The 23,574-nt window shown below is 70.3% G+C and carries 23 protein-coding genes, 5 tRNA genes and 1 pseudogene; 9 read left to right on the top strand and 20 right to left on the bottom strand.

The window, feature by feature from the left end:
* A pseudogene (locus tag CLM62_RS51390) lies at window positions 1–2,211 on the top strand (tetratricopeptide repeat protein); the annotation flags it as partial.
* A 30-nt stretch (window positions 2,212–2,241) separates the two neighbouring features.
* Here CLM62_RS51390 and CLM62_RS11390 read toward each other — a convergent pair.
* Entirely contained in the window at window positions 2,242–4,011 is a 1,770-nt protein-coding gene (locus CLM62_RS11390; RefSeq protein ID WP_095749711.1) for a DAK2 domain-containing protein, read from the bottom strand.
* 253 nt (window positions 4,012–4,264) lie between these two features.
* On the opposite strand from CLM62_RS11390, the gene rpmB reads away from it, so the two are divergent.
* On the top strand, window positions 4,265–4,450 hold the full coding sequence (gene rpmB, locus CLM62_RS11385) for a 50S ribosomal protein L28 (protein WP_003993230.1): 186 nt from the start codon (window positions 4,265–4,267) through the stop codon (window positions 4,448–4,450).
* Between the two features lie 87 nt (window positions 4,451–4,537).
* Here rpmB and thiD read toward each other — a convergent pair whose 3' ends face one another.
* Window positions 4,538–5,335 (bottom strand): bifunctional hydroxymethylpyrimidine kinase/phosphomethylpyrimidine kinase, encoded by a 798-nt coding sequence (gene thiD / locus CLM62_RS11380; RefSeq protein ID WP_095749710.1) that lies wholly within the window; start codon window positions 5,333–5,335, stop codon window positions 4,538–4,540.
* Window positions 5,332–6,297 (bottom strand): thiamine-phosphate kinase, encoded by a 966-nt coding sequence (locus tag CLM62_RS11375; protein ID WP_095749709.1) that lies wholly within the window; start codon window positions 6,295–6,297, stop codon window positions 5,332–5,334. The genes thiD and CLM62_RS11375 overlap by 4 nt, the downstream gene beginning before the upstream one ends.
* A gap of 206 nt (window positions 6,298–6,503) precedes the next feature.
* Between CLM62_RS11375 and CLM62_RS11370 the strand changes: the two genes are divergently transcribed.
* On the top strand, window positions 6,504–6,737 hold the full coding sequence (locus tag CLM62_RS11370; protein WP_003997603.1) for an Lrp/AsnC family transcriptional regulator: 234 nt from the start codon (window positions 6,504–6,506) through the stop codon (window positions 6,735–6,737).
* A 20-nt stretch (window positions 6,738–6,757) separates the two neighbouring features.
* Window positions 6,758–7,273, top strand: a complete 516-nt coding sequence (locus CLM62_RS11365; RefSeq protein WP_095749708.1) for a DUF3515 domain-containing protein — start codon at window positions 6,758–6,760, stop codon at window positions 7,271–7,273.
* 7 nt (window positions 7,274–7,280) lie between these two features.
* Here CLM62_RS11365 and CLM62_RS11360 read toward each other — a convergent pair whose 3' ends face one another.
* The 3 genes from CLM62_RS11360 to CLM62_RS11350 all read right to left on the bottom strand — a co-directional run bounded on the left by CLM62_RS11360 (window position 7,281) and on the right by CLM62_RS11350 (window position 10,286).
* Window positions 7,281–8,438 carry a D-alanine--D-alanine ligase family protein gene (locus CLM62_RS11360; protein WP_095749707.1) on the bottom strand — a complete coding sequence of 386 codons (1,158 nt, stop codon included), beginning with the start codon at window positions 8,436–8,438 and terminating at the stop codon, window positions 7,281–7,283.
* A 70-nt stretch (window positions 8,439–8,508) separates the two neighbouring features.
* Window positions 8,509–9,519, bottom strand: a complete 1,011-nt coding sequence (locus CLM62_RS11355) for an NAD(P)H-dependent glycerol-3-phosphate dehydrogenase (RefSeq protein WP_095749706.1) — start codon at window positions 9,517–9,519, stop codon at window positions 8,509–8,511.
* Window positions 9,516–10,286 carry a 1-acyl-sn-glycerol-3-phosphate acyltransferase gene (locus CLM62_RS11350; protein WP_095749705.1) on the bottom strand — a complete coding sequence of 257 codons (771 nt, stop codon included), beginning with the start codon at window positions 10,284–10,286 and terminating at the stop codon, window positions 9,516–9,518. The genes CLM62_RS11355 and CLM62_RS11350 overlap by 4 nt, the downstream gene beginning before the upstream one ends.
* Window positions 10,287–10,442: 156 nt before the next feature.
* On the opposite strand from CLM62_RS11350, the gene cofC reads away from it, so the two are divergent.
* Window positions 10,443–11,081, top strand: a complete 639-nt coding sequence (cofC, locus tag CLM62_RS11345; RefSeq protein WP_095749704.1) for a 2-phospho-L-lactate guanylyltransferase — start codon at window positions 10,443–10,445, stop codon at window positions 11,079–11,081.
* 9 nt (window positions 11,082–11,090) lie between these two features.
* Window positions 11,091–11,294: a hypothetical protein gene (locus tag CLM62_RS11340; RefSeq protein WP_095749703.1), complete on the top strand. Its 204-nt coding sequence runs from the start codon at window positions 11,091–11,093 to the stop codon at window positions 11,292–11,294.
* Window positions 11,295–11,393: 99 nt separating this feature from the next.
* On the opposite strand, the gene CLM62_RS11335 is transcribed toward CLM62_RS11340, so the two are convergent.
* From CLM62_RS11335 to leuC, 4 genes are all read right to left on the bottom strand, one after another.
* Window positions 11,394–12,023, bottom strand: a complete 630-nt coding sequence (locus CLM62_RS11335) for an HU family DNA-binding protein (protein ID WP_095749702.1) — start codon at window positions 12,021–12,023, stop codon at window positions 11,394–11,396.
* Window positions 12,024–12,160: 137 nt separating this feature from the next.
* The gene (locus tag CLM62_RS11330) at window positions 12,161–12,391 is read right to left on the bottom strand and encodes a hypothetical protein (RefSeq protein WP_095749701.1); all 231 of its coding nucleotides are present in this window, start codon (window positions 12,389–12,391) and stop codon (window positions 12,161–12,163) included.
* A 266-nt stretch (window positions 12,392–12,657) separates the two neighbouring features.
* On the bottom strand, window positions 12,658–13,251 hold the full coding sequence (leuD, locus tag CLM62_RS11325) for a 3-isopropylmalate dehydratase small subunit (protein ID WP_095749700.1): 594 nt from the start codon (window positions 13,249–13,251) through the stop codon (window positions 12,658–12,660).
* 6 nt (window positions 13,252–13,257) lie between these two features.
* Window positions 13,258–14,688, bottom strand: coding sequence for a 3-isopropylmalate dehydratase large subunit (gene leuC / locus CLM62_RS11320; RefSeq protein ID WP_095749699.1), 1,431 nt, complete (start codon window positions 14,686–14,688; stop codon window positions 13,258–13,260).
* A gap of 192 nt (window positions 14,689–14,880) precedes the next feature.
* Here leuC and ndgR point away from each other — a divergent pair, with 192 nt between their 5' ends.
* Window positions 14,881–15,597 (top strand): IclR family transcriptional regulator NdgR, encoded by a 717-nt coding sequence (ndgR, locus tag CLM62_RS11315; RefSeq protein WP_031485194.1) that lies wholly within the window; start codon window positions 14,881–14,883, stop codon window positions 15,595–15,597.
* Between the two features lie 87 nt (window positions 15,598–15,684).
* Here ndgR and CLM62_RS11310 read toward each other — a convergent pair whose 3' ends face one another.
* The 7 genes from CLM62_RS11310 to CLM62_RS11280 form a co-directional block, all read right to left on the bottom strand.
* Complete coding sequence (locus CLM62_RS11310; RefSeq protein ID WP_257003802.1) at window positions 15,685–16,167, bottom strand: DUF4188 domain-containing protein; 483 nt, start codon at window positions 16,165–16,167, stop codon at window positions 15,685–15,687.
* A gap of 251 nt (window positions 16,168–16,418) precedes the next feature.
* Window positions 16,419–16,491: transfer RNA gene (locus tag CLM62_RS11305), tRNA-Glu, on the bottom strand.
* Window positions 16,492–16,519: 28 nt separating this feature from the next.
* Window positions 16,520–16,591, bottom strand: a tRNA-Gln gene (locus tag CLM62_RS11300).
* 20 nt (window positions 16,592–16,611) lie between these two features.
* Window positions 16,612–16,684: transfer RNA gene (locus CLM62_RS11295), tRNA-Glu, on the bottom strand.
* A gap of 28 nt (window positions 16,685–16,712) precedes the next feature.
* Window positions 16,713–16,785: transfer RNA gene (locus CLM62_RS11290), tRNA-Glu, on the bottom strand.
* A gap of 22 nt (window positions 16,786–16,807) precedes the next feature.
* A tRNA-Gln gene (locus tag CLM62_RS11285) sits at window positions 16,808–16,879 on the bottom strand.
* 91 nt (window positions 16,880–16,970) lie between these two features.
* Window positions 16,971–17,702 (bottom strand): HAD family hydrolase, encoded by a 732-nt coding sequence (locus CLM62_RS11280; RefSeq protein ID WP_095749698.1) that lies wholly within the window; start codon window positions 17,700–17,702, stop codon window positions 16,971–16,973.
* Window positions 17,703–17,812: 110 nt separating this feature from the next.
* On the opposite strand from CLM62_RS11280, the gene CLM62_RS11275 reads away from it, so the two are divergent.
* Window positions 17,813–18,097 carry a type II toxin-antitoxin system RelE/ParE family toxin gene (locus CLM62_RS11275; RefSeq protein ID WP_095749697.1) on the top strand — a complete coding sequence of 95 codons (285 nt, stop codon included), beginning with the start codon at window positions 17,813–17,815 and terminating at the stop codon, window positions 18,095–18,097.
* Between the two features lie 59 nt (window positions 18,098–18,156).
* Here the strand turns inward: CLM62_RS11275 and gltX are convergent, their stop codons facing one another.
* The 3 genes from gltX to CLM62_RS11260 all read right to left on the bottom strand — a co-directional run bounded on the left by gltX (window position 18,157) and on the right by CLM62_RS11260 (window position 20,729).
* Window positions 18,157–19,641, bottom strand: coding sequence for a glutamate--tRNA ligase (gene gltX / locus CLM62_RS11270; protein WP_095749696.1), 1,485 nt, complete (start codon window positions 19,639–19,641; stop codon window positions 18,157–18,159).
* Complete coding sequence (locus tag CLM62_RS11265) at window positions 19,625–20,401, bottom strand: fumarylacetoacetate hydrolase family protein (RefSeq protein WP_095749695.1); 777 nt, start codon at window positions 20,399–20,401, stop codon at window positions 19,625–19,627. Before CLM62_RS11265 ends, gltX begins: the two co-directional genes overlap by 17 nt.
* A gap of 139 nt (window positions 20,402–20,540) precedes the next feature.
* On the bottom strand, window positions 20,541–20,729 hold the full coding sequence (locus tag CLM62_RS11260) for a hypothetical protein (RefSeq protein WP_179382048.1): 189 nt from the start codon (window positions 20,727–20,729) through the stop codon (window positions 20,541–20,543).
* Between the two features lie 598 nt (window positions 20,730–21,327).
* Between CLM62_RS11260 and CLM62_RS11255 the strand changes: the two genes are divergently transcribed.
* The coding region (locus CLM62_RS11255) for a nitrate- and nitrite sensing domain-containing protein (RefSeq protein WP_143659017.1) at window positions 21,328–23,574 on the top strand (2,247 nt) is incomplete at its 3' end.

Below are 23,574 nucleotides of genomic sequence, written 5' to 3'. Positions count from 1 at the left end.
GTGCGCTCGGCGCGGCCGTCCGCCGCGCCCGCGGTGGCACCGCCGCCGGTCGCCGCGGTCACGGAGGAACCCGATCTGCCCGCGCTGCTGGCCGAGGCGCGGCGGCTGTCGGACACCCTGCAGCCGAACGCCGTCGAGGCGTGGGCGGCCGTCTCGCGGGCGGCGCAGGGCGTCGAGCTGGACGCACGCGACCGGGCGGAGATCGCCGAGCACGAGGCGATGGACCTGGGACCGGAGGGCGCCGAGCTGTTCGAGCGCGCCGCCGGACTGTACGCGGAGGCGGGCGACCCCGGGGAAGCACTGGCGGCACGCGCGCGTGCCGCCTACGTACGTGCCCTCACAGGCCAGGTGGACGAGGCGCTCGCGACGGTCGCCGATCCGTACGACGAGGTCCTCGCGCTCTACGCCGAGGAGGGCACCGGCGTACGGCAGACGGCGTCCGTGCTGATGTCGCGGGCGCGGATCCTGATGCGGCGGGTGCACGAGGCGGAGGGTTCCGACGGTCCCTCGGCCGGCTCGGCCCTGGCCGACGCCGAGGCAGCCGCCCGGGAGGTGCTGGCCCTCGTCGACGGGCACACCGGGGACGACGTACGGCTCGCCTCACGGGCCGCCGAGGCGCAGGCGATGCGGGCGGAACTGGCGGCGCTCACCGGGGACGTGGAGGCGGCCGCGGAGCTGTTCGCGCGGGCCGCGGGGGCGTTCGTCGGCGCGGGACTGCCGTGGTTCGCGGTGGAGTACGAGGCCCGGCTGGCCGGGCTCGCGCACCATCTCGGCGACACCGCGGAGGCCGAGCGGACGCTGCGGGCGGCCCTGGAACACGGCGGTCCGTACCTGGAGGCGATCGGACGGGCCCAGCTGCACCTCCAGCTCGCCGAGGTCGTCGGCGGCCGGGGGCTGGCTCAGGAGGCGGCCGAGCACGCCCTGGAGGCGGCGCACTGGGCCGACGAGGCCGGGGCGGGCTCCACCCTCGGCGCCTGGGCCCGGCAACAGCTCGGCGGGTTCCTGCTGCGGCAGGGGCGGTGGGCCGAGGCGGCCGAAGTGCTGGAGTCGGCGCTGCCCGACCTGAGCGCTCAGACGCACGGCGACGGCGCGATCGTCCAGACCCAGTGGTGGCTCGGTGACTGCCTGAGCGAGCTCGGCGAGCACCGCGCGGCGGCCGAACGGCGCCTGAAGGCCGCCGAGATCGCCCGGCACTGGCCCGAACAGCACGACCACGCCACCCTCGCCCACCTGGCCGCGGAATCCCTCGGCCACGCGGGCCTGACCGCCGAGGCGGACCGCGCCTACGCGCGCGCGGGCACCCTCTGGCGCGAACTCGGCAACACCCACGGCCTCGTCCGCGCCCTGCGCGCCCGCGCGTGGCTCGCGCTGCGTGTGGAGGACGAGGTGGACGGCGGGCGGGACGCGCCGGCTCCGGAAGGTGGCGCGGAGGGCGCACGGGAGGACGCACTGGGCGCGGGAGACGGACCGGACGGCGAACGCGACCAGGACGGACTCGGCAGGGAGAGCGGGCCGGACAGCACGCTGGACGCGGAAGCCGAGGTGGAGAACGGCGGACGGGACGCGCTCGGCACGAAGGGCGGGACAGACAGCGGACCGGACGGCGGGACCGACAACGAACCGGACGGCGGGACCGACAGCGAACCGGACGGCGGGACGGACAGCGAACCGGATGCTGCCCAGTCCGCGCTCAGCGCGGAACACACCGGGGCCGGCGCGCAGGCCCCCCTGCCCTCGCAGAGCGGCGCGAACAGCGCCCGGGAGTTGATGGCGAGCGCCGTCCGGGAGTGCGTGGCGGCGCTGGGCGCGGCGGACGACGAGGACGCGCGGCAGCTGCTCGTCGCCGAGCTCGGTCACACGCACCGGCAGTTCGGCGACCTGCTCGCCCGCTCCAGTGCCGAGGACGCCGACGACGGCGCCATCCGGGCGACGCTCGCGGATGCCCTGTCCCAGATGGAGGAGGCGATCTCGGTCTTCGGCTCCCTCGGGGACGACGCCCGGCACAGCCGCACCGGCGCCGAACTCGCCGCGGGCTGGCTGGAGGCCGACCTCGGCGACGGCGCTCGGGCGGCGGCACGCGCGCGTGCGGTGCTGGCGGCGTACGGCGACGGGGACGGGGACGCCGACGACGAGACGGCCCAGTCCCGGCGGACCGAGGCCGAGCAGATGCTCCAGCTCATGGAGGAGCAGCAGGCGGAGCAGGAGGGATGACGGCGCCCGAGTCCATTTCCGGTTCCGGCTCTACTCGACCCCGATGAGCAGCAGCGCCCCCTGCCGCCCGCCCCGGTACACCACCGTGTCGACGGCGAGATACGACTCCCGCACGTGCGTCTCGAGGCGGTCGGCGACGGACTCGGGGGCCTCGTCGCCCAGGACGAGGGTCACCAGTTCGCCGCCGGCCGCGAGCATCCGGTCGAGAACCGTTTCGGCGGTGGCGGTGACGTCCGAGCCGATCACGGCCACGTCGCCGTCGATGAGACCGAGGACGTCACCGGCCTGGCAGATGCCGGCCATGGTCCAGGACTGGCGTTCCGCGACGACGACCTCGGCGTAGCGGGTGGCGCCCGCCGCCGAGGTCATCGTCACTACGTCCTCGTCGAAGCGCCGCTCCGGCGCGTGCACCGCGAGCGCTGCGATCCCCTGGACCGCGGAGCGCGTCGGGATCAGGGCCACGCGGATGCCCTCCGCCCGGGCCTGCTCGGCCGCCGCGGCCGCGGTGTGCCGCAGCTCCGCGTCGTTGGGCAGCAGCACCACCTCGCGCGCGTGGGCCCGCCGTACGGCCTCCACGAGCTCCCCGCTCGCGGGCGGCTCCCCGGGGCGCGCGAGCACGGTGGTCGCGCCTTCCTCGCCGTAGAGCCCGGCCAGGCCCTCGCCGGGCACGACGGCCACGACGGCGCGCTGGGCCCGCTCCCGGGGCGGCCGTTCGGCGCCGGTGGTGTGCACGTCACCGAGCCCGAAGTGCGTGATCCGGATCCGGTACGGCCGCCCGGCCTCGACGCCCGCCTCCACGGCGGCCCCGGCGTCGTCGACGTGCACATGGACGTTCCACAGGCCGTCGCCGCCGACCACCACGAGTGAGTCCCCCAGGGCGTCGAGCCGCTCCCGCAGCCGCGCCACAGCCGTGTCGTCGGCCTCCAGGAGGTAGATCACCTCGAAGGCGGGCCCGCCCTCCTCCGGGCCACCGTCCGCACACTCGCCGACGTCAGCCTCACCGGCGGCCACGCGCGCGTGGGACACCTGATCGTCGTCGCGCACCTCCGCGTGCTCCACGCGCGCGTGCACATCGGAAACCGGCCCCACAGCCCCGCCCTGCGCCTCCCCCGTGAACGTCTCCACCAACGCCCCGAGGACCGCCACCAGCCCCCGCCCTCCGGCATCGACCACCCCCGCGCGCTCCAGGACCGCCAGCTGGCCCGGAGTCGCGGCGAGGGCCGCACGCGCCCCCTCGTAGGCCGCCCTGGCCACCGTCGCGCAGTCGCCCTCGGCTCCGTCGGCCGCGTCGGCGGCGGCCGAGGCGACGGTGAGGACCGTGCCCTCGACGGGACGGGCCACGGCCTGTCGGGCGGAGTCGGCCGCGTGCCTGAGGGCGAGTCCGAGGCCCGGTCCGTCCGTGTGAGCCGTCTCACTGTCAGCGGCGAGCACCTGTGCCATGCCCCGCAGCAGCTGCGCGAGGATCGTCCCGGAGTTGCCCCGCGCCCCGATGAGCGCGCCATGGGCCATCGCCCGCACGGCGTCGGCCAGCGACGGCCTGGCAGCCACCCCGGTAACAGCACCCGCCCCCGCACCAACCGCCCCCATGGACCCCACCGCGTGCCCCGCGAAGACCGCCTCGACGGCCGCGACCGCCGACTCCACGGTCAGATACAGGTTCGTGCCGGTGTCCCCGTCGGCCACGGGATAGACGTTGATCGCGTCGATCTCCTCGCGCGCCCGCCCCAGCGCGTCCAGCGCGAGACCGCACCAGGTACGCACCGCGAGAGCATCGAAGAATGTCTGCGGCACCTGCGCCACCTGCGCCTCCCTGAGCTGGACGTGGGACGCAGCGTAGACCTCGGGGCGGTGTCCGCCGGAAGAGGGCCGGGGGCAGGCCCCTGAGCAGCCATGGTAGTTTCGTTCTACGGGAGCAGTCGTTGTATGCTGCTCCGGTTGCCCGATCCGATCGGGCTCTCCCCCTGGCAACGCCACTCAGATCTCTGATCCTACGATCTCGATCCCGGCCTGCCGGGATCAACCGTAAGTGCATCTGAAGTCTTTGGAGTGACCCGTGGCTGCCAACTGCGACGTCTGCGGCAAGGGGCCGGGCTTCGGCAACAACATCTCGCACTCGCACCGCCGTACGTCTCGCCGCTGGAACCCGAACATCCAGCGTGTACGTACCGTGGTGGGCGGGACGCCGAAGCGCGTGAACGCTTGCACCTCGTGCATCAAGGCCGGCAAGGTCTCGCGCTGACGCACAGCTAAGCGCGCGGCCACTGCTGGTTCGCTGCACAGAGCCGGTCCACCTCGTGTGGACCGGCTTTTTGCCGTGCCCCAGCGGCTACGAGCCCGCCCGGAACCGCCACCCATGATCCACCGGCCCGATCCCGCCCCCCAGCGGGAACCCGGCCGCGATCGCCCCGGTGACGTACTCCTTGGCCGCCGCCACGGCCTCCGGCACGGACCACCCCTTCGCCAGCCCCGAAGCGATCGCCGACGCGAGGGTGCACCCCGTGCCGTGCGTGTGCCGGTTGTCGTACCTCGGCGCTCGCAGCCAGTGCTCCTCGGAACCGTCGGTGAGCAGGTCCACGGCCTCGCCCAGCAGGTGACCCCCCTTGATCACCACCCAGCGAGGCCCGTACGACAACACAGCCGCCGCGGCCCTGCGCATCTCCTTCTCCGAGTCGACGCGCACACCCGTCAGTTGCGCCACCTCGTCGAGGTTCGGCGTCGCCACGGTCGCGACCGGCAGGAGCTCGGTCCGTACGGAATCCAGCGCGGAGGCCGCCAGCAGCGCGTCCCCGTGCTTCGACACCCCCACCGGATCCACGACGGCCGGAGCATCCGTACCGCCGATCAACTCGGCCACCAGCTCCACGAGTTCGGCCGACGCCAGCATCCCCGTCTTGACCGCCTGGACGCCGATGTCGTCGACCACGCTGCGGTACTGCGCCCGCACCGCCTCCACCGGCAGTTCCCACGCGCCCTGCACACCGAGGGAGTTCTGCGCGGTGACTGCCGTGACCACACTCATCCCGTGCACGCCGAGCGCGAGCATCGTCTTCAGGTCGGCCTGAATGCCTGCACCGCCACCGGAGTCGGAGCCCGCGACCGTGAGAACCCGAGGCGGCGCGCTCATGACTCGATGTCCCCGAAGTGGTCCCAGCCGCCCTTCTTGGTCCAGGGCGCCCCGTCGACCGTCACCTGAGGCAGCGCCGAGGGGTTGAGGACCTCGCCGATGACCTTCCAGCGGGCCGGCAGCTTCACGTCCGGCGGGAAGGTCGCCACGATCGCGTGGTCCTCTCCCCCGGTGAGCACCCACTGCATGGGGTCGACGCCGACGGCCTGCCCGATGTCGTTCATCTGCGAGGGGATGTCGATCGCGCCGGAGCGGATGTCGATGCGGACCTTGCTGGCCTCGGCGATGTGCCCGAGGTCGGCGATCAGCCCGTCGCTCACGTCGCACATCGCGGTCGCACCGAGCCCCGCGGCGGCCGGTCCCGCGTGGTACGGCGGCTCGGGGCGCCGGTGCGCCTCCACGAAGGCGCGCGGCGAGCGGAAACCGCGGGAGAGCACCGCGTAGCCGGCCGCGGACCAGCCCAGCCAGCCGGTCACCGCGACGATGTCGCCGGGCTGCGCGCCCGCCCGCGTGACGGGCTCGTTGTTGCGCAGGTCGCCGAGCGCGGTGATCGACACCATGATCGTGTCGCCGCGCACGACGTCGCCGCCGACAACGGACGCCCCCGCGACCTGGCACTCGTCGCGCAGGCCGTCCATGAGCTCGGTCGGCCAGGTCACCGGGAGTTCACCCGGGACGACCAGGCCGAGGAGCAGCGCTGTCGGTACGGCGCCCATGGCGGCGATGTCCGCGAGGTTCTGTGCGGCGGCCTTGCGTCCCACGTCGTAGGCGGTGGACCAGTCGCGGCGGAAGTGCCGTCCCTCCAGGAGGATGTCGGTACTGGCCACGACGCGCCGGTCGGGCGCGGCGACCACCGCGGCGTCGTCGCCGGGGCCGACCCGGACCGCCGGGGTGGTGGTGAGACGGGAGGTGAGCTCCCGGATGAGCCCGAACTCCCCCAGCTCACCAACAGTGCCCTTCATTGCCCTTACGCCCCTTCTGTACCTGTCCGTGCCCGCTCGCGCGTCACCAGTGTCCTCGATACGGTCGAGGTGACCGTCAACTTCTGTCGTGCCCGCACCCCGGCGTGCGAGCCATGGTCCCCGCAGGTCTCCCCGCGGCGAGCGGCGACGCGATACCGTGGCGTTCCTTTTCCCCACATGATCCTCGTGGCCGCCCTGGAGGTTCCGTGGTACAGGCGTACATCCTGATCCAGACGGAGGTCGGCAAAGCGTCGACCGTCGCCGAGACGATCAGCAAGATCCCTGGAGTCATCCAGGCCGAGGACGTGACAGGACCGTATGACGTGATCGTGCGCGCCCAGGCCGACACGGTCGACGATCTCGGCCGCATGGTGGTTGCGAAAGTCCAGCAAGTGGACGGCATCACCCGCACCCTGACCTGCCCGGTCGTCCATCTGTAGCCCCCGTCTACCCTTGGCCGGTGAACTTCTTCCGGCCCCGGCACCGGCACCGCATCCTCATCGGGCCGCCCGCGTTCGTCCTGCTGATCACGACCGCGGGCTGCTCCTCAGCAGACGACAACGCCTCGGCGGCGGTTCCCAGTCCGGACACGCAGACCGTCAAACTGTGCCAGAACCTGGACAAGGCGCTGCCGGCGAAGCTGGACGGTCTGAGCCGCGAGGATCCCGAGCCCGCGTCGGTGCTGACGGCGGGCTGGGGAAGCCCGGCGATCATATTGCGCTGCGGTGTCGAGCGGCCGCCCAAGATGATCGACCCCGGCGTGGCCGAAGGCCGCGACCCGGACGCGGTCGCCGGGGGCGTGAACGGCGTGGACTGGCTGATGGAGAAGCAGGACGACGGCGCGTACCGCTTCACCACGGCCAATCGCAGCGCGTACGTCGAGGTCATGGTGCCCAAGGGACGGGACAGCACCGGAGTGCTGGTCGACCTCGCCCCAGCCGTCAAGAAGGCGATCCCCAAGGGGATCGCCAACTAGGCCCTGGTCAGCGCAAGCCCGTCGACCTGCGCAACGCCGCCTGCACCAGCCTGTCCACCAGTTCCGGATAGCTCACCCCGCTCGCCTGCCACATCTGCGGGTACATCGAGATCGGCGTCATGCCGGGCATCGTGTTGATCTCGTTGATCACGAACTCGCCGTCCTCGGTGAGGAAGAAGTCCGCGCGGACCAGGCCCTCGCAGGAGGCGGCCTCGAAGGCCTCCACCGCGAGCCGCCGCACCTCGGCGGTCTGCTCCTCGGTCAGCGGGGCGGGCACGACACCGGGCGTGGAGTCGATGTACTTCGCCTCGAAGTCGTAGTACGCGTGCGCGTCCGCCGGCGGGATCTCCGAGGGCACGCTCGCACGGGGCCCGTCCTCGAACTCCAGCACCCCGCACTCGATCTCGCGGCCGCGCAGCGCCGCCTCGACGAGGATCTTCGGGTCGTGCCGCTGAGCCTCGGCGATCGCCTCGTCGAGCCCCGACAGGTCGTCGACCTTGGTGATGCCGATCGACGAGCCCGCGCGCGCGGGCTTCACGAACAGCGGCCAGCCGTGCTCGCCGGCGAAGTCGACGATCTTCTTGCGGGCGCCGGACTCGTCGCGCTCCCACTCGCGCGGCCGGATCACCACGTACGGACCGATCTTGAGCCCGAAGGAGGTGAACACCCGCTTCATGTACTCCTTGTCCTGGCCGACGGCCGAGGCGAGCACGCCCGAACCGACGTACGGCACACCGGACAGCTCCAGGAGGCCCTGGAGGGTGCCGTCCTCGCCGTACGGGCCGTGCAGGACGGGGAAGACCACGTCGACCTCGCCGAGCGCCTTGGGCACCGATCCGGGTTCGCTGTAGACGACTTCGCGGTTGCCGGGGTCGACGGGGAGCACCACGCCGCCCTCGCGCGACTCGGCCAGCTCCTCGACGTTCGGCGTACGGCGGTCGGTGATCGCCATGCGTTCCGGTTCGTCGGCGGTGAGCGCCCAGCGGCCGTCCTGGGTGATGCCGATCGGCAGGACGTCGTACTTCGTCCTGTCGATGGCCTTGAGGACGGCGCCGGCGGTGACCACGGAGATCCCGTGTTCGGAGCTGCGCCCGCCGAACACGACGGCCACGCGCGGCTTGCGAGGCGGCTGCTGAGGGCTCTGGGGGAGGTTCTCGGTGCTCATATCGCGTTGAGAGTACCCGCTGGTATCCGATTGGTCAGCGACCACTTGGCGACGACTTGGCCGCCGTGGCTCAGCGTCGTTCCGGCTTCGCGCTGCGCGACATCAGCTCCTTGAGAGCCACCACCGGGGGCTTGCCCTCATGGACGATTCCCACGACCGTCTCCGTGATCGGCATGTCGACGCCGTGCCGGCGGGCCAGATCCAGCACGGACTCACAGGACTTGACGCCCTCGGCGGTCTGCTTGGTGACCGCGATGGTCTCCTCGAGGGTCATGCCCTTGCCGAGGTTGGTGCCGAAGGTGTGGTTGCGGGACAGCGGCGAGGAGCAGGTCGCCACCAGGTCGCCCAGGCCCGCGAGTCCGGAGAAGGTGAGCGGGTCGGCGCCCATGGTCAGGCCCAGCCGGGTGGTCTCGGCGAGCCCCCGTGTGATCAAAGACCCCTTGGCGTTGTCGCCGAGTCCCATGCCGTCCGCGATACCGACCGCGAGGCCGATGACGTTCTTGACCGCGCCGCCCAGTTCGCAGCCCACCACGTCCGTGTTGGTGTACGGCCGGAAGTACGGCGTGTGGCAGGCGGCCTGGAGCCGCTGGGCGACGGCCTCGTCGGTGCAGGCGACGACGGCGGCGGCCGGCATCCGCGCGGCGATCTCCCGGGCCAGATTGGGCCCGGTGACCACGGCGATGCGGTTCTGCGCCACCTTGGCGACGTCCTCGATGACCTCGCTCATCCGCATGGCGGAACCGAGTTCGACGCCCTTCATGAGCGAGACGAGGATCGTGTTCGGCGCGAGCAGCGGTGCCCACTCGGCGAGGTTGGCGCGCAGCGTCTGCGACGGGACGGACAGGACCGTGAAGTCGGCGCCGGCGGCGGCCTCGGCCGCGTCCGTGGTGGCCCTCATGCGCTCCGGCAGTTCGACACCGGGAAAGTAGTCGGGGTTCGTCCGGGTGGAGTTGATCGCTTCCGCGACCTCCGCACGGCGTGCCCACAGGGTGACCTCGCACCCCGCGTCGGCGAGCACCATGCCGAACGCCGTGCCCCACGAACCGGCGCTGAAGACCGCCGCCTTGACCGGCTTGCTCACGTGCCCTGCCCTTCTGCCTGCTTGCCCTTGCTCTGCGTCCGCGTCCGGCGCCGCTGCTCGATCCGCTCCCGGCGCGGGTCGTAGGGCGTCGTGGGCGCCTTCTCGCCGCGGATCTGCTCCAGCTGGCGGGTGATGGCGGCCATGATGACCTCCGTCGCCTCCTTCAGCAGCTCCGGGGTCATCTCCTTGTCGTAGAAGCGCGTGAGGTCCACCGGCGGGCCCGCGAGCACGTGGTGGGTCTTGCGCGGAAGGATGTTGGGCTTCTTGGCGTACGGCGGCAGCAGTTCGTTGGCGCCCCACTGGGCGACCGGGATCACCGGGCACTTGGTCTGCAGGGCGACCCGGGCGGCACCGGTCTTGCCGGTCATGGGCCAGCCGTTCGGGTCGCGGGTGAGGGTGCCCTCGGGGTAGAAGGCGACGCACTCGCCGCGCTCCACGGCGTCGATCGCGGCCCGGAAGGCGCTGAGCGCGTCGGTGCTCTCGCGGTAGACGGGGATCTGTCCGGTGCCGCGCATCGCGGCGGCCACGAATCCCTTCTTGAAAAGGCCGCTCTTCGCCAGGAATCGCGGAACACGACCGGTGTTGTACTGAAAGTGCGCGTACGCGAAGGGATCGATGTGGGAATTGTGGTTCACCGCGGTGATAAATCCGCCGTCGGCCGGAATATGCTCCTTTCCGCGCCAGTCCCGCTTGATCAGAACCACCAGCGGCGGTTTGCAGATCACCGCGGCGAAGCGGTACCAGAAGCCGATTCTGCGGCGGGGCACGCGGACACCTTCCTCTAGGGCCTGGGGGGCCGCACAAGTGTCGCCCCAGGCCGCCGGTCTGTCGAGAACACCGTACGCCCCGAGTCCGCGGCCGCCAGATGGCCCTGGTGACGGCTGAGTGACAATGGCCGCGACAAGAGAGGGGACGGAACACTCGTGCAGTGGACCTTGGTCATACCCCTGAAGCCCCTGGCGCGGGCGAAGAGCAGGCTCTCGGACACCGCCGACGACGGGCTGCGCCCTGGCCTGGCCCTCGCGTTCGCCCAGGACACCGTGGCGGCCGCGCTGGCCTGCCCGGCGGTGAAGGATGTGGCGGTCGTCACGGACGACGCCCTGGCCGGCCGGGAACTGGGCTCGCTGGGCGCCCGGATCGTCACCGACGAGCCGAGCGGCGGCCTCAACGCGGCCCTGGCGCACGCGGCAGCCGCCGTCCGCGCGGCGCGCCCCGAAAGCGCCGTGGCGGCCCTGAACGCCGATCTTCCGGCATTGCGCCCCCTGGAATTGGCCCGGGTCCTGGACGCGGCCGCGGAATTCCCCCGCGCCTTTCTCCCGGATGCCGCCGCAATGGGCACCACGCTGCTGGCCGCCCGGGAGGACCAGGAATTGCTGCCGGCGTTCGGCACGGATTCCCGGGCCCGCCATCGCGCCTCCGGAGCCGTGGAACTCGTCCTCGACGCGGTGGATTCCGTACGACAGGACGTGGACACCGGCGACGACCTGCGGGCCGCGCTGGCGCTGGGGGTGGGTCCACGAACGGCCGCTCATGCCGCGCGGCTGCTGATATCCGGGCAGTAGGCTGCTGTCATGCAGGCGACCGCATACACGTACGACGCCGCGACGCGCAGCGGCAGCGTGCTGCTCGACGACGGCACGCCCGTCCCCTTCGACGCCGCCGCGTTCGACGCGGGCGGACTGCGGCTGCTGCGGCCGGGGCAGCGGGTGCGGATCGAGGTGGAGGGCGCCAAGGACAGCCCGCGGATCACCCTCGTGACGCTGCAGACGCTCTGAACCCCCGCTCCGAACCCCCGCGGCTCCAAGCCCCGTGGACGCGCCGCGGGCCGGGCTCCCTGGGGAGTCCGGCCCGGCGGCGTGTGTATCCCTGTGCCCCTACCTGGTACGGGAGGTTGCCTTCTTGGCAGTGGTCTTGCGGGCCGTCGACTTCTTGGCCGGGGCCTTCTTCGCCGGCGCCTTCTTGGCCGTCGCCTTCTTGGCGGTGGTCTTCTTCGCCGCGGTGGTCTTCTTGGCGGCCGCCGCGGTCTTGGCCGGCGCCTTCTTCGCCGGGGCCTTCTTGGCGACCGCCGCCTTCTTGGCCGGCGCCTTCTTCGCCGGCGCCTTCTTGGCCGCGGCCTTCTTCGCGGCAGCCTTCTTCGCCGCGGCCTTCTTGACCGTCGGGGCGGCTGCGCCCATCAGGCTGCCCTTCGGCGCCTTCTTGACGGCGACTTCGCCACCGCGCGGGAGCTTCTTCGAGCCGCTCACCAGGTCCTTGAAACCCTGGCCCGCGCGGAAGCGCGGTACGGAGGTCTTCTTGACCCGGACCCGCTCGCCCGTCTGTGGGTTACGGGCGTACCGAGCAGGGCGGTCGACCTTCTCGAACGAACCGAAGCCGGTGACCGAGACCCGCTCACCCGCGACCACCGCGCGGACGATGGCGTCCAGTACATGGTCGACAGCATCGGCGGCCTGCTGGCGGCCGCCCATCTTGTCGGCAATCGCTTCTACGAGCTGCGCCTTGTTCACGTCTTCCCCTTCGGAGACATCGCCAGAACGAAAGTGTTCTAGCTTTTTCGCACGTTAGGCAGATATATACCGCAAATCAAACACGAAACGGGCTAATCACCCGTGCGCCGCAACGAACTCGACTGTCCTGAACTTGTTCAGCGTTCCTCTTCGGGGAATCGACCCGCGTCGAGGTCCGCCACGAACCGCTCCAGACGCCTTGTCGCTTCGGCAAGATCGTGTTTGGCCGCGGCCGTAATGACCAGCAGCTTCCGGGTCAGCGCCATCCGTACGCCCTCCGGGACTTGCAGTGCGCGCACCCTTGCGTGCGCTTCCTTCAGTTGGTCCGCGACTGCCGCATAGAGCTCGAGTTGGCCGTCGTGTTCCATGCACAGATTGTGCCATCTGGGGCGAGTTGTCGCCTGCCCAGGGTGTAACTGCCGCCTCGAACCGCCTCTCGGGCGCCCGCGGAAGCCACGGGTACACAGCTCGCGTACCCCGACAACAGCCCTCGTAACGTGGGAAGTTGAGAAGCCCCGTCCAGGCAGGCAGGGCCGTTCGGGTGCAGACACGGCAGTACCCCCGATCGGGCTGATCGGGGGTACTGAGGGGGTCTTCCGGTGGCTGAAACTCGATGCTTTCCGGCCCTGACGGGTCAGACCTGAAGCGTCCGCGGCTTGTACGACGGCCGCTTGGCCTCGTACGCGGCGATGTCGTCCTCGTTCTGGAGGGTGATCGAGATGTCGTCCAGACCGTTCAGCAGCCGCCAACGGGCGTTCTCGTCGAGCTCGAAGGCAGCCGTGATGCCCTCGGCACGCACCTCACGAGTCTCAAGGTCAACAGTGACCTCAGCGTGCGCATCCTTCTCGGTGAGCTCCCACAGCGCATCTACGATCTTCTGCTCCACGATCACCGTGAGCAGGCCGTTCTTGAGCGAGTTGCCGCGGAAGATGTCCGCGAAGCGGGAGGAGATGACCGCCTTGAAGCCGTAGTTCTGCAGCGCCCAGACGGCGTGCTCACGGGAGGAGCCGGTGCCGAAGTCGGGGCCGGCGACCAGGACGGTCGCGCCCTTGCGCTCGGGCTGGTTGAGGACGAACGACGGGTCCTTGCGCCAGGCCTCGAACAGCCCGTCCTCGAAACCGTCCCTGGTCACCTTCTTGAGCCAGTGGGCGGGGATGATCTGGTCCGTGTCGACGTTGCTGCGACGCAGCGGGACGGCCCGGCCGGTGTGCGTGGTGAATGCTTCCATGACTGATCAGACTCCAGCGGGCGTACGGGTCTCGACGTCGGACAGGTCGGCCGGGGATGCCAGGTGGCCCAGCACCGCCGTAGCGGCCGCGACCTGCGGCGACACCAGGTGCGTACGACCGCCCTTGCCCTGCCGGCCCTCGAAGTTGCGGTTGGAGGTGGACGCGGAGCGCTCACCGGGGGCCAGCTGGTCGGGGTTCATGCCCAGACACATCGAGCAGCCCGCGTGCCGCCACTCGGCGCCGGCCTCCTTGAAGACGACGTCCAGACCCTCGGAGACGGCCTGCAGACCCACGCGCGCGGAGCCCGGGACGACCAGCATCCGTACGCCGTCGGCGACTTTGCGCTCCTTGATGATCTCCGCGGCGGCGCGCAGGTCCTCGATACGTCCGTTGGTGCACGAGCCTACGAAGACGGTGTCCACCTTGATGGAGCGCAGCGGCTGCCCGGCCTCCAACCCCATGTATTCCAGGGCCTTTTCGGCGGCCAGTCGCTCCGAAGCGTCTTCGTACGAAGCAGGGTCGGGGACGTGGGCCGAAAGCGGCGCGCCCTGGCCCGGGTTGGTGCCCCAGGTGACGAACGGCGACAGTTCGGCGGCCTCGATGACGACCTCGGCGTCGAACTCGGCGTCCTCGTCCGTCTTCAGCGTCTTCCAGTACGCGACGGCCGCGTCCCAGTCCTCGCCCTTGGGGGCGTGCGGGCGGCCCTCGAGGTACGCGAAGGTGGTCTCGTCGGGGGCGATCATGCCCGCGCGGGCGCCGGCCTCGATCGACATGTTGCAGATGGTCATCCGGGCTTCCATCGAGAGCTTCTCGATGGCGGAGCCGCGGTACTCCAGGACGTAGCCCTGGCCGCCGCCCGTACCGATCTTGGCGATGATCGCCAGGATCAGGTCCTTGGCGGTGACGCCGTCGGGCAGTTCACCGTTGACGGTGATGGCCATGGTTTTCGGGCGGGCCATGGGCAGCGTCTGCGTGGCCAGCACGTGCTCGACCTGGGAGGTGCCGATGCCGAAGGCCAGACCGCCGAAGGCGCCGTGGGTGGAGGTGTGGGAGTCGCCGCAGACGACCGTCATGCCCGGCTGCGTCAGACCCAGCTGCGGGCCGACGACGTGCACGACTCCCTGCTCCACGTCGCCGAGCGGGTGCAGGCGCACACCGAACTCGGCGCAGTTCTTGCGCAGCGTCTCCAGCTGGACGCGGGAGACGGGGTCCGCGATCGGCTTGTCGATGTCGAGGGTCGGGGTGTTGTGGTCCTCGGTGGCGATGGTCAGGTCGAGCCTGCGCACCCGGCGACCGCTCTTGCGGAGGCCGTCGAAGGCCTGCGGGCTGGTCACCTCGTGCAGCAGGTGCAGATCGATGAAGAGGAGGTCGGGCTCGCCCTCGGCGCGCCGGACGACGTGATCGTCCCAGACCTTCTCCGCGAGTGTCCTACCCATCGCTTTCCCTCCGGCCGGCAAGTGGTGCGCCGGCCCAACTAGAGATCTTGAGGTGGCGGGGACCGCCCGCGCCCCTGTTCCGGGCATCCGCCGCCGGGCCCCTTGACATGCGGGCCGCTGTGTCTTCCAGAGTGGCGTGTTCCACCGAAAATTGAACTTGCGTTTCACAGAGTGAGACGCGAGTATCGTTGCATGGACAACAGTAGCGGCGTCGGCGTTCTGGACAAGGCAGCCCTTGTCCTGAGCGCTCTGGAGTCCGGTCCGGCCACCCTCGCGGGTCTGGTCTCGGCCACCGGACTGGCACGACCCACGGCCCACCGGCTGGCCGTGGCTCTGGAACACCACCGTATGGTGGCCCGCGACATGCAGGGCCGTTTCATTCTCGGCCCCCGCCTCGCGGAACTGGCCGCGGCCGCGGGTGAGGACCGTCTCCTCGCCACCGCCGGCCCGGTGCTCACCCACCTCCGTGACGTCACGGGCGAGAGCGCGCAGCTCTACCGCCGCCAGGGCGACATGCGTATCTGCGTCGCCGCGGCGGAGCGCCTGTCCGGCCTGCGGGACACGGTCCCGGTCGGCTCGACGCTCACGATGAAGGCCGGCTCCTCGGCCCAGATCCTCATGGCCTGGGAGGAGCCGGAGCGCCTGCACCGCGGCCTCCAGGGGGCCCGCTTCACGGCCACGGCGCTCTCCGGCGTACGACGCCGGGGCTGGGCCCAGTCCATCGGCGAGCGCGAGCCGGGCGTGGCGTCCGTCTCCGCACCCGTGCGCGGCCCGTCCAACCGTGTGGTGGCCGCCGTCTCGGTCTCCGGCCCCATCGAGCGCTTGACGCGCCACCCGGGCCGTATGCACGCCCAGGCGGTCATCGACGCCGCCGCCCGCCTCTCCGAGGCCCTGCGCCGCACCGGCTGACCGGCTGACCGGCGGCCGGCGACCGGCGACCGGGAAGAGGACCCGCCTCAACGCCGCGGCAGGTCCTGTCCCCGACGTCCGCCCCGCTCACCTCACGTTGAGTCGATCGGCCGCACGGTCGCCACGCCGGGCGACCGGCACGACCCCGGTGGCCCGGCCCAGGCCGAATTCGGGCATGTTCACGTAGACCGACTCGTAGGACCCTGCGGGCACCGCGAACGTCTCGTGCCAGAAGCCGACCTTCCCCTTCCCCGCGCGCAGCCGCCGGTTGAAGGCGGCCCAGGCCGGGCGGTGCTTCCGGTCCGGCGCCGAGGCGTACGCGAGGAGCTTCTCCCTCGAGTCCCAGTACTGCACGACGTACACCACCCGCGGGAAGCCCAGCAGGTACTGGTACCCCAGCAGTCCGCTGCCCTTCTCGCGCGAGAGCTCCGCGAGCATGGCCGGCATGGCCCGGGCGACCGGCCACCAACTCCGCAGCGCCGGGAAGCTGTTGACGCGCATCCCGATGAGGAAGACGACGATCTCGTCCTCACGCGCGGCGGTCATGCGCCCTTCGATCGGCTTGCTCATGATGCCCCCCATCCACCGTCGCTGGATAGCGTCGCTATCCATTCTTGGATAGTTACACTCCCCAAGAGAGGGCGCAACCCGGCGCCGCGCGGACACACTCCTGGAGCGGCTCGGACACCCGTGCGACGTCGAGGACTTGGAGCCGTACGGCCGCACGCCGACGCGGCCGGCGATCACCATCTGGATCTGATGGAGCGCTGGGGCCGGACACGCCGATGGGCCCCCACCGAAGTGGAGGCCCATCGATCGTGTACCCCCGACCGGATTCGAACCGGCGCTACCGCCTTGAGAGGGCGGCGTGCTAGGCCGCTACACAACGGGGGCGTGGACTCTGCGTTTCCGCAGGTCCGAGCTGGTCTACCTGGACTCGAACCAAGACTAACTGAACCAGAATCAGTCGTGCTGCCAATTACACCATAGACCAATGTGGTTTAGACCAGTCAGTACCCCCGACCGGATTCGAACCGGCGCTACCGCCTTGAGAGGGCGGCGTGCTAGGCCGCTACACAACGGGGGCCCTAGCGATCCCGGAAGACCGAGATCCGTACCCCCGACCGGATTCGAACCGGCGCTACTGCCTTGAGAGGGCAGCGTGCTAGGCCGCTACACAACGGGGGCTTTTGCAGATGAGCTCTGCGAGCTGGCCTACCTGGACTCGAACCAAGACTAACTGAACCAGAATCAGTCGTGCTGCCAATTACACCATAGGCCACTGGAACGCAAGCCCCTGAGGGGATCTTGTTCTAGTTCGCTCCTCCGGGTTCCGGCCTTTCGGCCCGCTCCTCGGCGGCGCAGGAAGAACATTACCCGAAGGTGGACGGGGCTCCAAAACGACTATCCGTGCCGAGGAGCGCTGGAAGTTCGACGAGGGAGGCGATCCGGTGCGGTCCGGCGGGAGCGTCGACGCCGGTGTACACGGGGTCCCGGTTGACCCAGACCGACAGCAGTCCGGCGTCCGCGGCACCCCGTCCGTCGATCTCCGGATGGTCGCCCACGTACGCCACTTGGTGCGGTGCGAGCTCCAGGGCGTCGCAGGCCGCGTGGAAGGCGCCCGCCTCCGGTTTGGACATGCCGAGCTCCGCTGCGCACAGGATGGCCTCGAAGCGATCGTGCACGCCGAGCACCCGCAGCTTGCGGTCCTGAACATGAATGCTGGAATTGGACAGCACGGCGTGTCGGTGGCTCGCGGCGAGGGCGTCCAGGACCGGCAGGACGTCCGGGAAGAGGGCCCAGGCGGTCTCGTAGTGCGCGATGTACCGCTCGAACCACGCGTCGGCCTCGATGTCGCTCAGCTGCTCGTCCAGGAAGACCCGTACGCGATCCCGCCGCTGCCCCTCGAAGCTCACCTCCCCCGCCGCGAACCGCGCCCACTGGGCATCGGTGACCTGCCGCCACCGCAGAAGGGCCTGCTCCGGAGTCTCGTCTCCGGTGAGCAGGCCCTCGGCCGCCAGGTGTCTGCGCATGCCCTCGCGGTCCGCGGACGTGTAGTCGAAGAGGGTGTCGTCGACGTCCCAGACCACGGCTCGAATGCTCATGAGCCGACGGTAACCCGGGGCCGGTGACCTCGTCCGTCGCATTCCGGGACCCCGCAGCCCGAGATGCCGTAATTTGGTGGTACCGACAAGCGAAAGAGCGAGCCACAGCCATGACCGAGTACCGCGTCCAGTTCACCGTCGAGGCCCGCGCGGCGTACGACGCTCTGCCCGGAGAGCGTCAGGCCCAGTTGGACAGGGCTGTGCGCATACTGGCCCGTGACCCCTTCCGCAAGCATTCGACCGCTCAGCTGGGTCCTGACGAGAATCTGCGCAAGGCGTACGTGGCCCCTGGTGTGGTGCTGGAGTACATGGTGGCCGGCGCGATCATGGTCGTCGTGGTGGTGGAGATCTTCGACGAGACCGCCTACCTGATCGACGAGAACGACGCCGTATGACGCATGTCGTGAGGGGCGGCACCCGGTGATCCGGGTGCCGCCCCTCACGCGTGCCCGGGTTACGCCGCCAGCCTCGCCAGCGCCGCGTCGATCCGGGCCAGTGTCTTCTCCTTGCCCAGGACCTCCAGGGACTCGAAGAGGGGCAGGCCGACCGTGCGGCCGGTGACGGCCACGCGGACCGGGGCCTGGGCCTTGCCCAGTTTGAGGCCGTGGGTCTCGCCGGCGGCCAGGACGGCCTCCTTCAGGGAGTCCGGGGACGTCCAGTCGGCCGACTCCAGGTTCTCGCGGGCCGTGCGGAGGAGGGCGTCCGAGCCTTCCTTCATGGCCTTCGTCCAGCTCGCCTCGTCCCGCACCGGCTCCGGGAGGAACAGGAAGTCGACGTTGTCCGTGATCTCGGAGAGGACCTTGAGGCGGGTCTGCGCGTGCGGGGCGATCGCCTGCCACTTCACCTCGTCGAAGGCCTCCGGGGCCCACGGGGCGAACGGGGCCTGGAGCCACGGGCGGCAGCGCTCCGTGAAGTCCTTCACGTCCAGCAGGCGGATGTGGTCGCCGTTGATCGCCTCGCACTTCTTCAGGTCGAAGCGGGCCGGGTTGGGGTTCACGTCCGCGATGTCGAAGGCCGCGACCATCTCGTCCATCGTGAAGACGTCCTGGTCGGCCGAGAGCGACCAGCCGAGGAGGGAGAGGTAGTTGAGGAGGCCCTCGGGGAGGAAGCCGCGCTCGCGGTAGAGGTTCAGCGACGACTGCGGGTCCCGCTTCGAGAGCTTCTTGTTGCCTTCGCCCATCACGTAGGGCAGGTGCCCGAAGGACGGGATCTGCTGAGCGATGCCCAGGTCCATCAGCGCCTTGTACAGGGCGATCTGACGGGGCGTCGAGGACAGCAGGTCCTCGCCGCGCAGGACGTGGGTGATCTCCATCAGGGCGTCGTCGACCGGGTTGACGAGGGTGTAGAGGGGCGCGCCGTTCGCGCGGACGATGCCGTAGTCCGGGACGTTCTCCGGCGTGAACGTCAGCTCGCCGCGGACCAGGTCCGTGAAGGTGATCGTCTCGTCGGGCATGCGGAAGCGGACGATCGGGGTGCGGCCCTGGGCCTGGTACTCGGCGACCTGCTGAGCGGTCAGGTCACGGCAGTGGCCGTCGTAGCCGGAGGGCCTGCCGGCGGCGCGGGCGGCCTCGCGGCGGGTGTCCAGCTCCTCCTGGGAGCAGTAGCAGTAGTAGGCGTAACCGCCCTCGAGCAGCTTCCGCGCCACGTCCGCGTACAGGTCCATGCGCTGCGACTGGCGGTACGGCGCGTGGGGGCCGCCGACCTCGGGGCCCTCGTCCCAGTCGAAGCCGAGCCAGCGCATCGAGTCGAGGAGCTGCTCGTAGGACTCCTCGGAGTCGCGGGCCGCGTCGGTGTCCTCGATGCGGAAGACCAGAGTGCCCTCGTGGTGACGGGCGAACGCCCAGTTGAACAGGGCGGTACGGACCAGGCCCACGTGGGGGTTACCGGTGGGCGACGGGCAGAAACGTACGCGGACGGGTGCGCTAGCCACGCTTGACAACCTTGTTGGTGAGAGTGCCGATGCCTTCGATGGTGACGGCGACCTCGTCGCCGACGGTGAGCGGCCCGACGCCTGCCGGGGTGCCCGTGAGGATCACGTCGCCGGGGAGCAGCGTCATGGCCTCGGAGATGTTCACGATCAGATCCTCGATCGGGTGGATCATCTCGCTGGTGCGGCCGAGCTGGCGCTGCCCGCCGTTGACCGTGAGCTGGATCGTCAGGTCACTCGGGTCCAGGTCGGTCTCCACCCAGGGGCCGAGCGGGCAGGAGGTGTCGAAACCCTTGGCCCGCGCCCACTGCTTCTCGCGCTTCTGGACGTCGCGGGCGGTGATGTCGTTGGCGCAGGTGTAACCGAGGATCACGTCCTTGACGCGCTCGCGCGGGACCTCGCGGCACATGCGGCCGATGACGACGGCCAGTTCGGCCTCGTGGTGCAGGTCCTCGGAGAAGGTGGGGTACTGGATCTCGTCGCCGGGGCCGATCACCGAGGTGGACGGCTTGAAGAAGGCGAACGGGGCGTCGGGCACCTCGTTGCCGAGTTCCTTGGCGTGCTCGGCGTAGTTGCGGCCGAAGGCCACGACCTTGTTGGGAAGCACCGGCGGCAGCAGTCGTACCTTGCTCAGCGGGACCTTCGTACCGGAGAGCTCGAAGTCCGCGAACGGGATGCCCTTGATGATGTCGAGGACGAGTTCGTCCGGCTTGTCGCCCTCGACCGCGCCGAAGGCGACGTTCCCGTCGATGGAGAATCTGGCGATGCGCACGGGATCCTTGCGCCCCTTAACTGAGCTGGCTGGAGTCTGAAGCTCCAGGCTAGCGCGGCACGACGCGGGCGCCTCGCGCATTTGCGCGGGGCGCCCTTGACATCGCTGTGGGCCTTGGTGATCTACTCCTGCTGATGATCTACTTCTCGGCGGAGGCCGCGACGGGGATCTCCATGAGCACGGTGCGCCGGGGGTTGGCGGTCTGCTCGGGGAGGGCGACGGAGTGCTCCGGGTGCTCCGGGGTCCGCAGTTCGTCGGCGTCCTTCAGGTGCGCCAGCGTCGTGCGCCGCGGGTTGGCGATCTTGTGGAACATCGTCGTCGTCTTCACGGTTGTACGAGATCCTGTCCTGTGCGGGCGCCGGGAGAGTCCAAGGGCCCTCGGACCGGCGCGGGTTGTCGGATATGCCATTCCTGTAAAGCGTCAGGCTAAACATCCGATTCCCCTGCGCCGCGCACAGACCCCATGATCCGCGTGTGAGTTTGCTCACGGAGCTACGGGCAAAACAGTCAAATCAGACCCACTCTCCACCTCATCGAAACGGACATTGGGCACCTGAAGCCCCCATTCCGCTCCTGATCATGGCGACTGGGACACCCCTGTCCTGCGAGGGAATCGCGGGCAAAAGTCCGCTTTGGGGGAGATCGCTTTCTACGACCGGTGACGCACCACTCACGTGGTGTCACGTATGTCACGGCATGGCCTACGGGCCTTGTTGGAGATCCTGCACTGTGCTGGAATTCCACGGACCGCCGCAGGATCGAGCCGGCGCACAGGGGGCGCAGAGAAGCGCCGAGTGGCGGCGAGAAGGGGGAACCAGCGCCGGTTACTCACGACCATCAGGGTGCGTATTCAGGACGCCCCCTAAGACGCCGACACCGTCCTTCCGTTCACGCGGGGGGCGCCTGGTCCAGAGGTTGCGACGCTAGTGCAGGGACGTTTCAAGAGGGATGGCAGCGCTTCGGCGGAGTCGGAGCCGCGCGGCGGGACCGACCGCGGTTCCTCGCCCCAGCACGCCCAGAACCCGGGCCCAGCCCCGTCGGGCGACGGCGGTGAGCGCTCCGGGCGCCCCGGCGTGTCGGCAGCTCCGGGATCTTCCGGCCCCGCCGCTCCGACCCCGACGGTGAAGCCGCCGAAGGGCCCGACCGGCCCCGGTCCGCGAATAGCCCTGCGCAACTGGCGCATCTCCACCCGCCTGGTGGCGCTGCTGACGCTCCCGGTGGTCGCGGCCACCTCGATGGGCGCCCTGCGTATCAACCAGTCCATGGACGACATCCAGCAGCTCGACAACATGAAGCTGCTGACGGAGATGACCAAGCAGGCCACCGAACTGGCGGCGGCGCTCCAGGAGGAGCGCGACCAGTCGGCCGGCCCCCTGGCGCACGGCTCGTCGGCGACCGAGTACACGGTCAAGGGCTACCGGGACAAGACGGACCGGGCCATGACCGCCTTCCGGGACGCCGCGGAGGATGTCGACACCTCCCGGGGGGAAGGCAACCTCCAGGGCGTCCGGGAAAGCCTCGTCGGTCTCGTCCGCGACCTGAACGGGCTCGCGAAGATCCGCGGCTCCGCCTACGAGACCAAGAACAACGCCTCCCAGACGGTCGAGGGCTACCACCGCCTCATCACCCACCTGCTCGATCTCTCGCAGGACATGGCGGAAGCCACCTCCAACCCCGAGATGATCCAGCGGACCCGCGCCCTGGCGGCCTTCTCCTCCTCCAAGGAGTACGCCTCCATCCAGCGCGCGATCCTCGCGGCGGCCCTGCCCACCAGCAACACCACGTTGGGCCGCCTCTCCGAGAGCGACCGGCTGTACGCCGAGGGCGCCCTGGAGAGCGAGAACTCCGAGCTCTCCACCTTCCAGAGCATCTACGGCACGGACAACGCCCCCGAGCTCCTCAAGCCCATCCAAGAGGGCAACCCGACCATCCAGGCCACCGACACCTACGCCAGCCGCGCCCTGCGTTCCACGGGCGGCCTCGCCGGCCTGGACAAGCGGTCGTACAAGGACTGGGTGGACGACAGCTCGACGAAGATCGAGCAGATGGGCAAGATCGAGCACCAGCTGCTCGAGGACATGGAGCAGAAGGCCCGCGAGCTGCGCAACGAGGCGGAGCGCGAGGCGATCATCTCCGGTGCGCTGATCCTGCTCGTGCTCGGTGTCTCGCTGGTCGGCGCGTTCGTCGTGGCCCGGTCCATGATCCGCTCGCTGCGCCGTCTGCAGGAGACCGCGACCAAGGTCGCCCAGGACCGGCTGCCCGAGCTGGTCAAGCAGCTGTCGGAGTCCGACCCTCAGGACGTCGACACCTCCGTCGAGTCGGTCGGTGTGCACTCCCGGGACGAGATCGGCCAGGTGGCCGCGGCCTTCGACGACGTGCACCGCGAGGCGGTCCGCCTCGCCGCCGAGCAGGCCCTGCTGCGGGGCAACGTCAACGCGATGTTCACCAACCTCTCGCGCCGCTCCCAGGGTCTGATCCAGCGCCAGCTGTCGCTGATCTCCGAACTGGAGTCCCGCGAGGCCGACCCGGACCAGCTGTCCTCGCTGTTCAAGCTGGACCACCTCGCCACCCGTATGCGCCGTAACGGCGAAAACCTTCTCGTTCTCGCGGGTGAGGAGCCCGGCCGCCGCTGGACCCGCCCGGTCCCGCTGGTCGACGTGCTGCGTGCCGCCGCGTCCGAGGTGGAGCAGTACGAGCGCATCGAGCTGGCCTCCGTGCCGACCACCGAAGTGGCCGGCCGCGTGGTCAACGACCTCGTGCACCTGCTCGCCGAGCTGCTGGAGAACGCGACCTCCTTCTCCTCCCCGCAGACCAAGGTCAAGGTCACCGGTCACGCGCTGCCCGACGGCCGTGTGCTGATCGAGATCCACGACACCGGTATCGGCCTCTCCCCCGAGGACCTCGCGGCGATCAACGAGCGGCTCGCCTCGCCGCCCACCGTGGACGTCTCCGTCTCCCGCCGCATGGGTCTGTTCGTGGTCGGCCGTCTGTCGCAGCGCCACGGCATCCGCATCCAGCTGCGCCCCTCCGACTCCGGTGGTACGACCGCGCTGGTCATGCTGCCCGTCGATGTCGCCCAGGGCGGCAAGAAGCCGCAGCCCAAGCCGGGTCAGGGCGCCAGTGGCGGTGCCGCCGCGGCGGCCGCCGCCGGTGTGGCGGCCGCCCGGCGCGGA

The organism is Streptomyces sp. SA15, assembly GCF_002291145.1.
In the GTDB taxonomy this organism is placed as follows: Bacteria; Actinomycetota; Actinomycetes; order Streptomycetales; family Streptomycetaceae; genus Streptomyces.
This window is presented reverse-complemented; position numbering and strand designations above follow the sequence as displayed.

Excerpts from the sequence above, each read along its gene's own strand:
- CLM62_RS11280 (WP_095749698.1), bottom strand. The coding sequence starts at position 17,702 with ATGAGCATTCGAGCCGTGGTCTGGGACGTCGACGACACCCTCTTCGAC.
- CLM62_RS11375 (WP_095749709.1), bottom strand. The coding sequence starts at position 6,297 with ATGAAGGGCACTGTTGGTGAGCTGGGGGAGTTCGGGCTCATCCGGGAG.
- leuD (WP_095749700.1), bottom strand. The coding sequence starts at position 13,251 with ATGGAAGCATTCACCACGCACACCGGCCGGGCCGTCCCGCTGCGTCGC.
- CLM62_RS11330 (WP_095749701.1), bottom strand. The coding sequence starts at position 12,391 with ATGGAACACGACGGCCAACTCGAGCTCTATGCGGCAGTCGCGGACCAA.
- CLM62_RS11310 (WP_257003802.1), bottom strand. The coding sequence starts at position 16,167 with ATGAGCAAGCCGATCGAAGGGCGCATGACCGCCGCGCGTGAGGACGAG.
- leuC (WP_095749699.1), bottom strand. The coding sequence starts at position 14,688 with ATGGGTAGGACACTCGCGGAGAAGGTCTGGGACGATCACGTCGTCCGG.
- CLM62_RS11360 (WP_095749707.1), bottom strand. The coding sequence starts at position 8,438 with ATGAGCACCGAGAACCTCCCCCAGAGCCCTCAGCAGCCGCCTCGCAAG.
- ndgR (WP_031485194.1), top strand. The coding sequence starts at position 14,881 with ATGGACAACAGTAGCGGCGTCGGCGTTCTGGACAAGGCAGCCCTTGTC.
- thiD (WP_095749710.1), bottom strand. The coding sequence starts at position 5,335 with ATGAGCGCGCCGCCTCGGGTTCTCACGGTCGCGGGCTCCGACTCCGGT.
- CLM62_RS11340 (WP_095749703.1), top strand. The coding sequence starts at position 11,091 with ATGCAGGCGACCGCATACACGTACGACGCCGCGACGCGCAGCGGCAGC.
- CLM62_RS11275 (WP_095749697.1), top strand. The coding sequence starts at position 17,813 with ATGACCGAGTACCGCGTCCAGTTCACCGTCGAGGCCCGCGCGGCGTAC.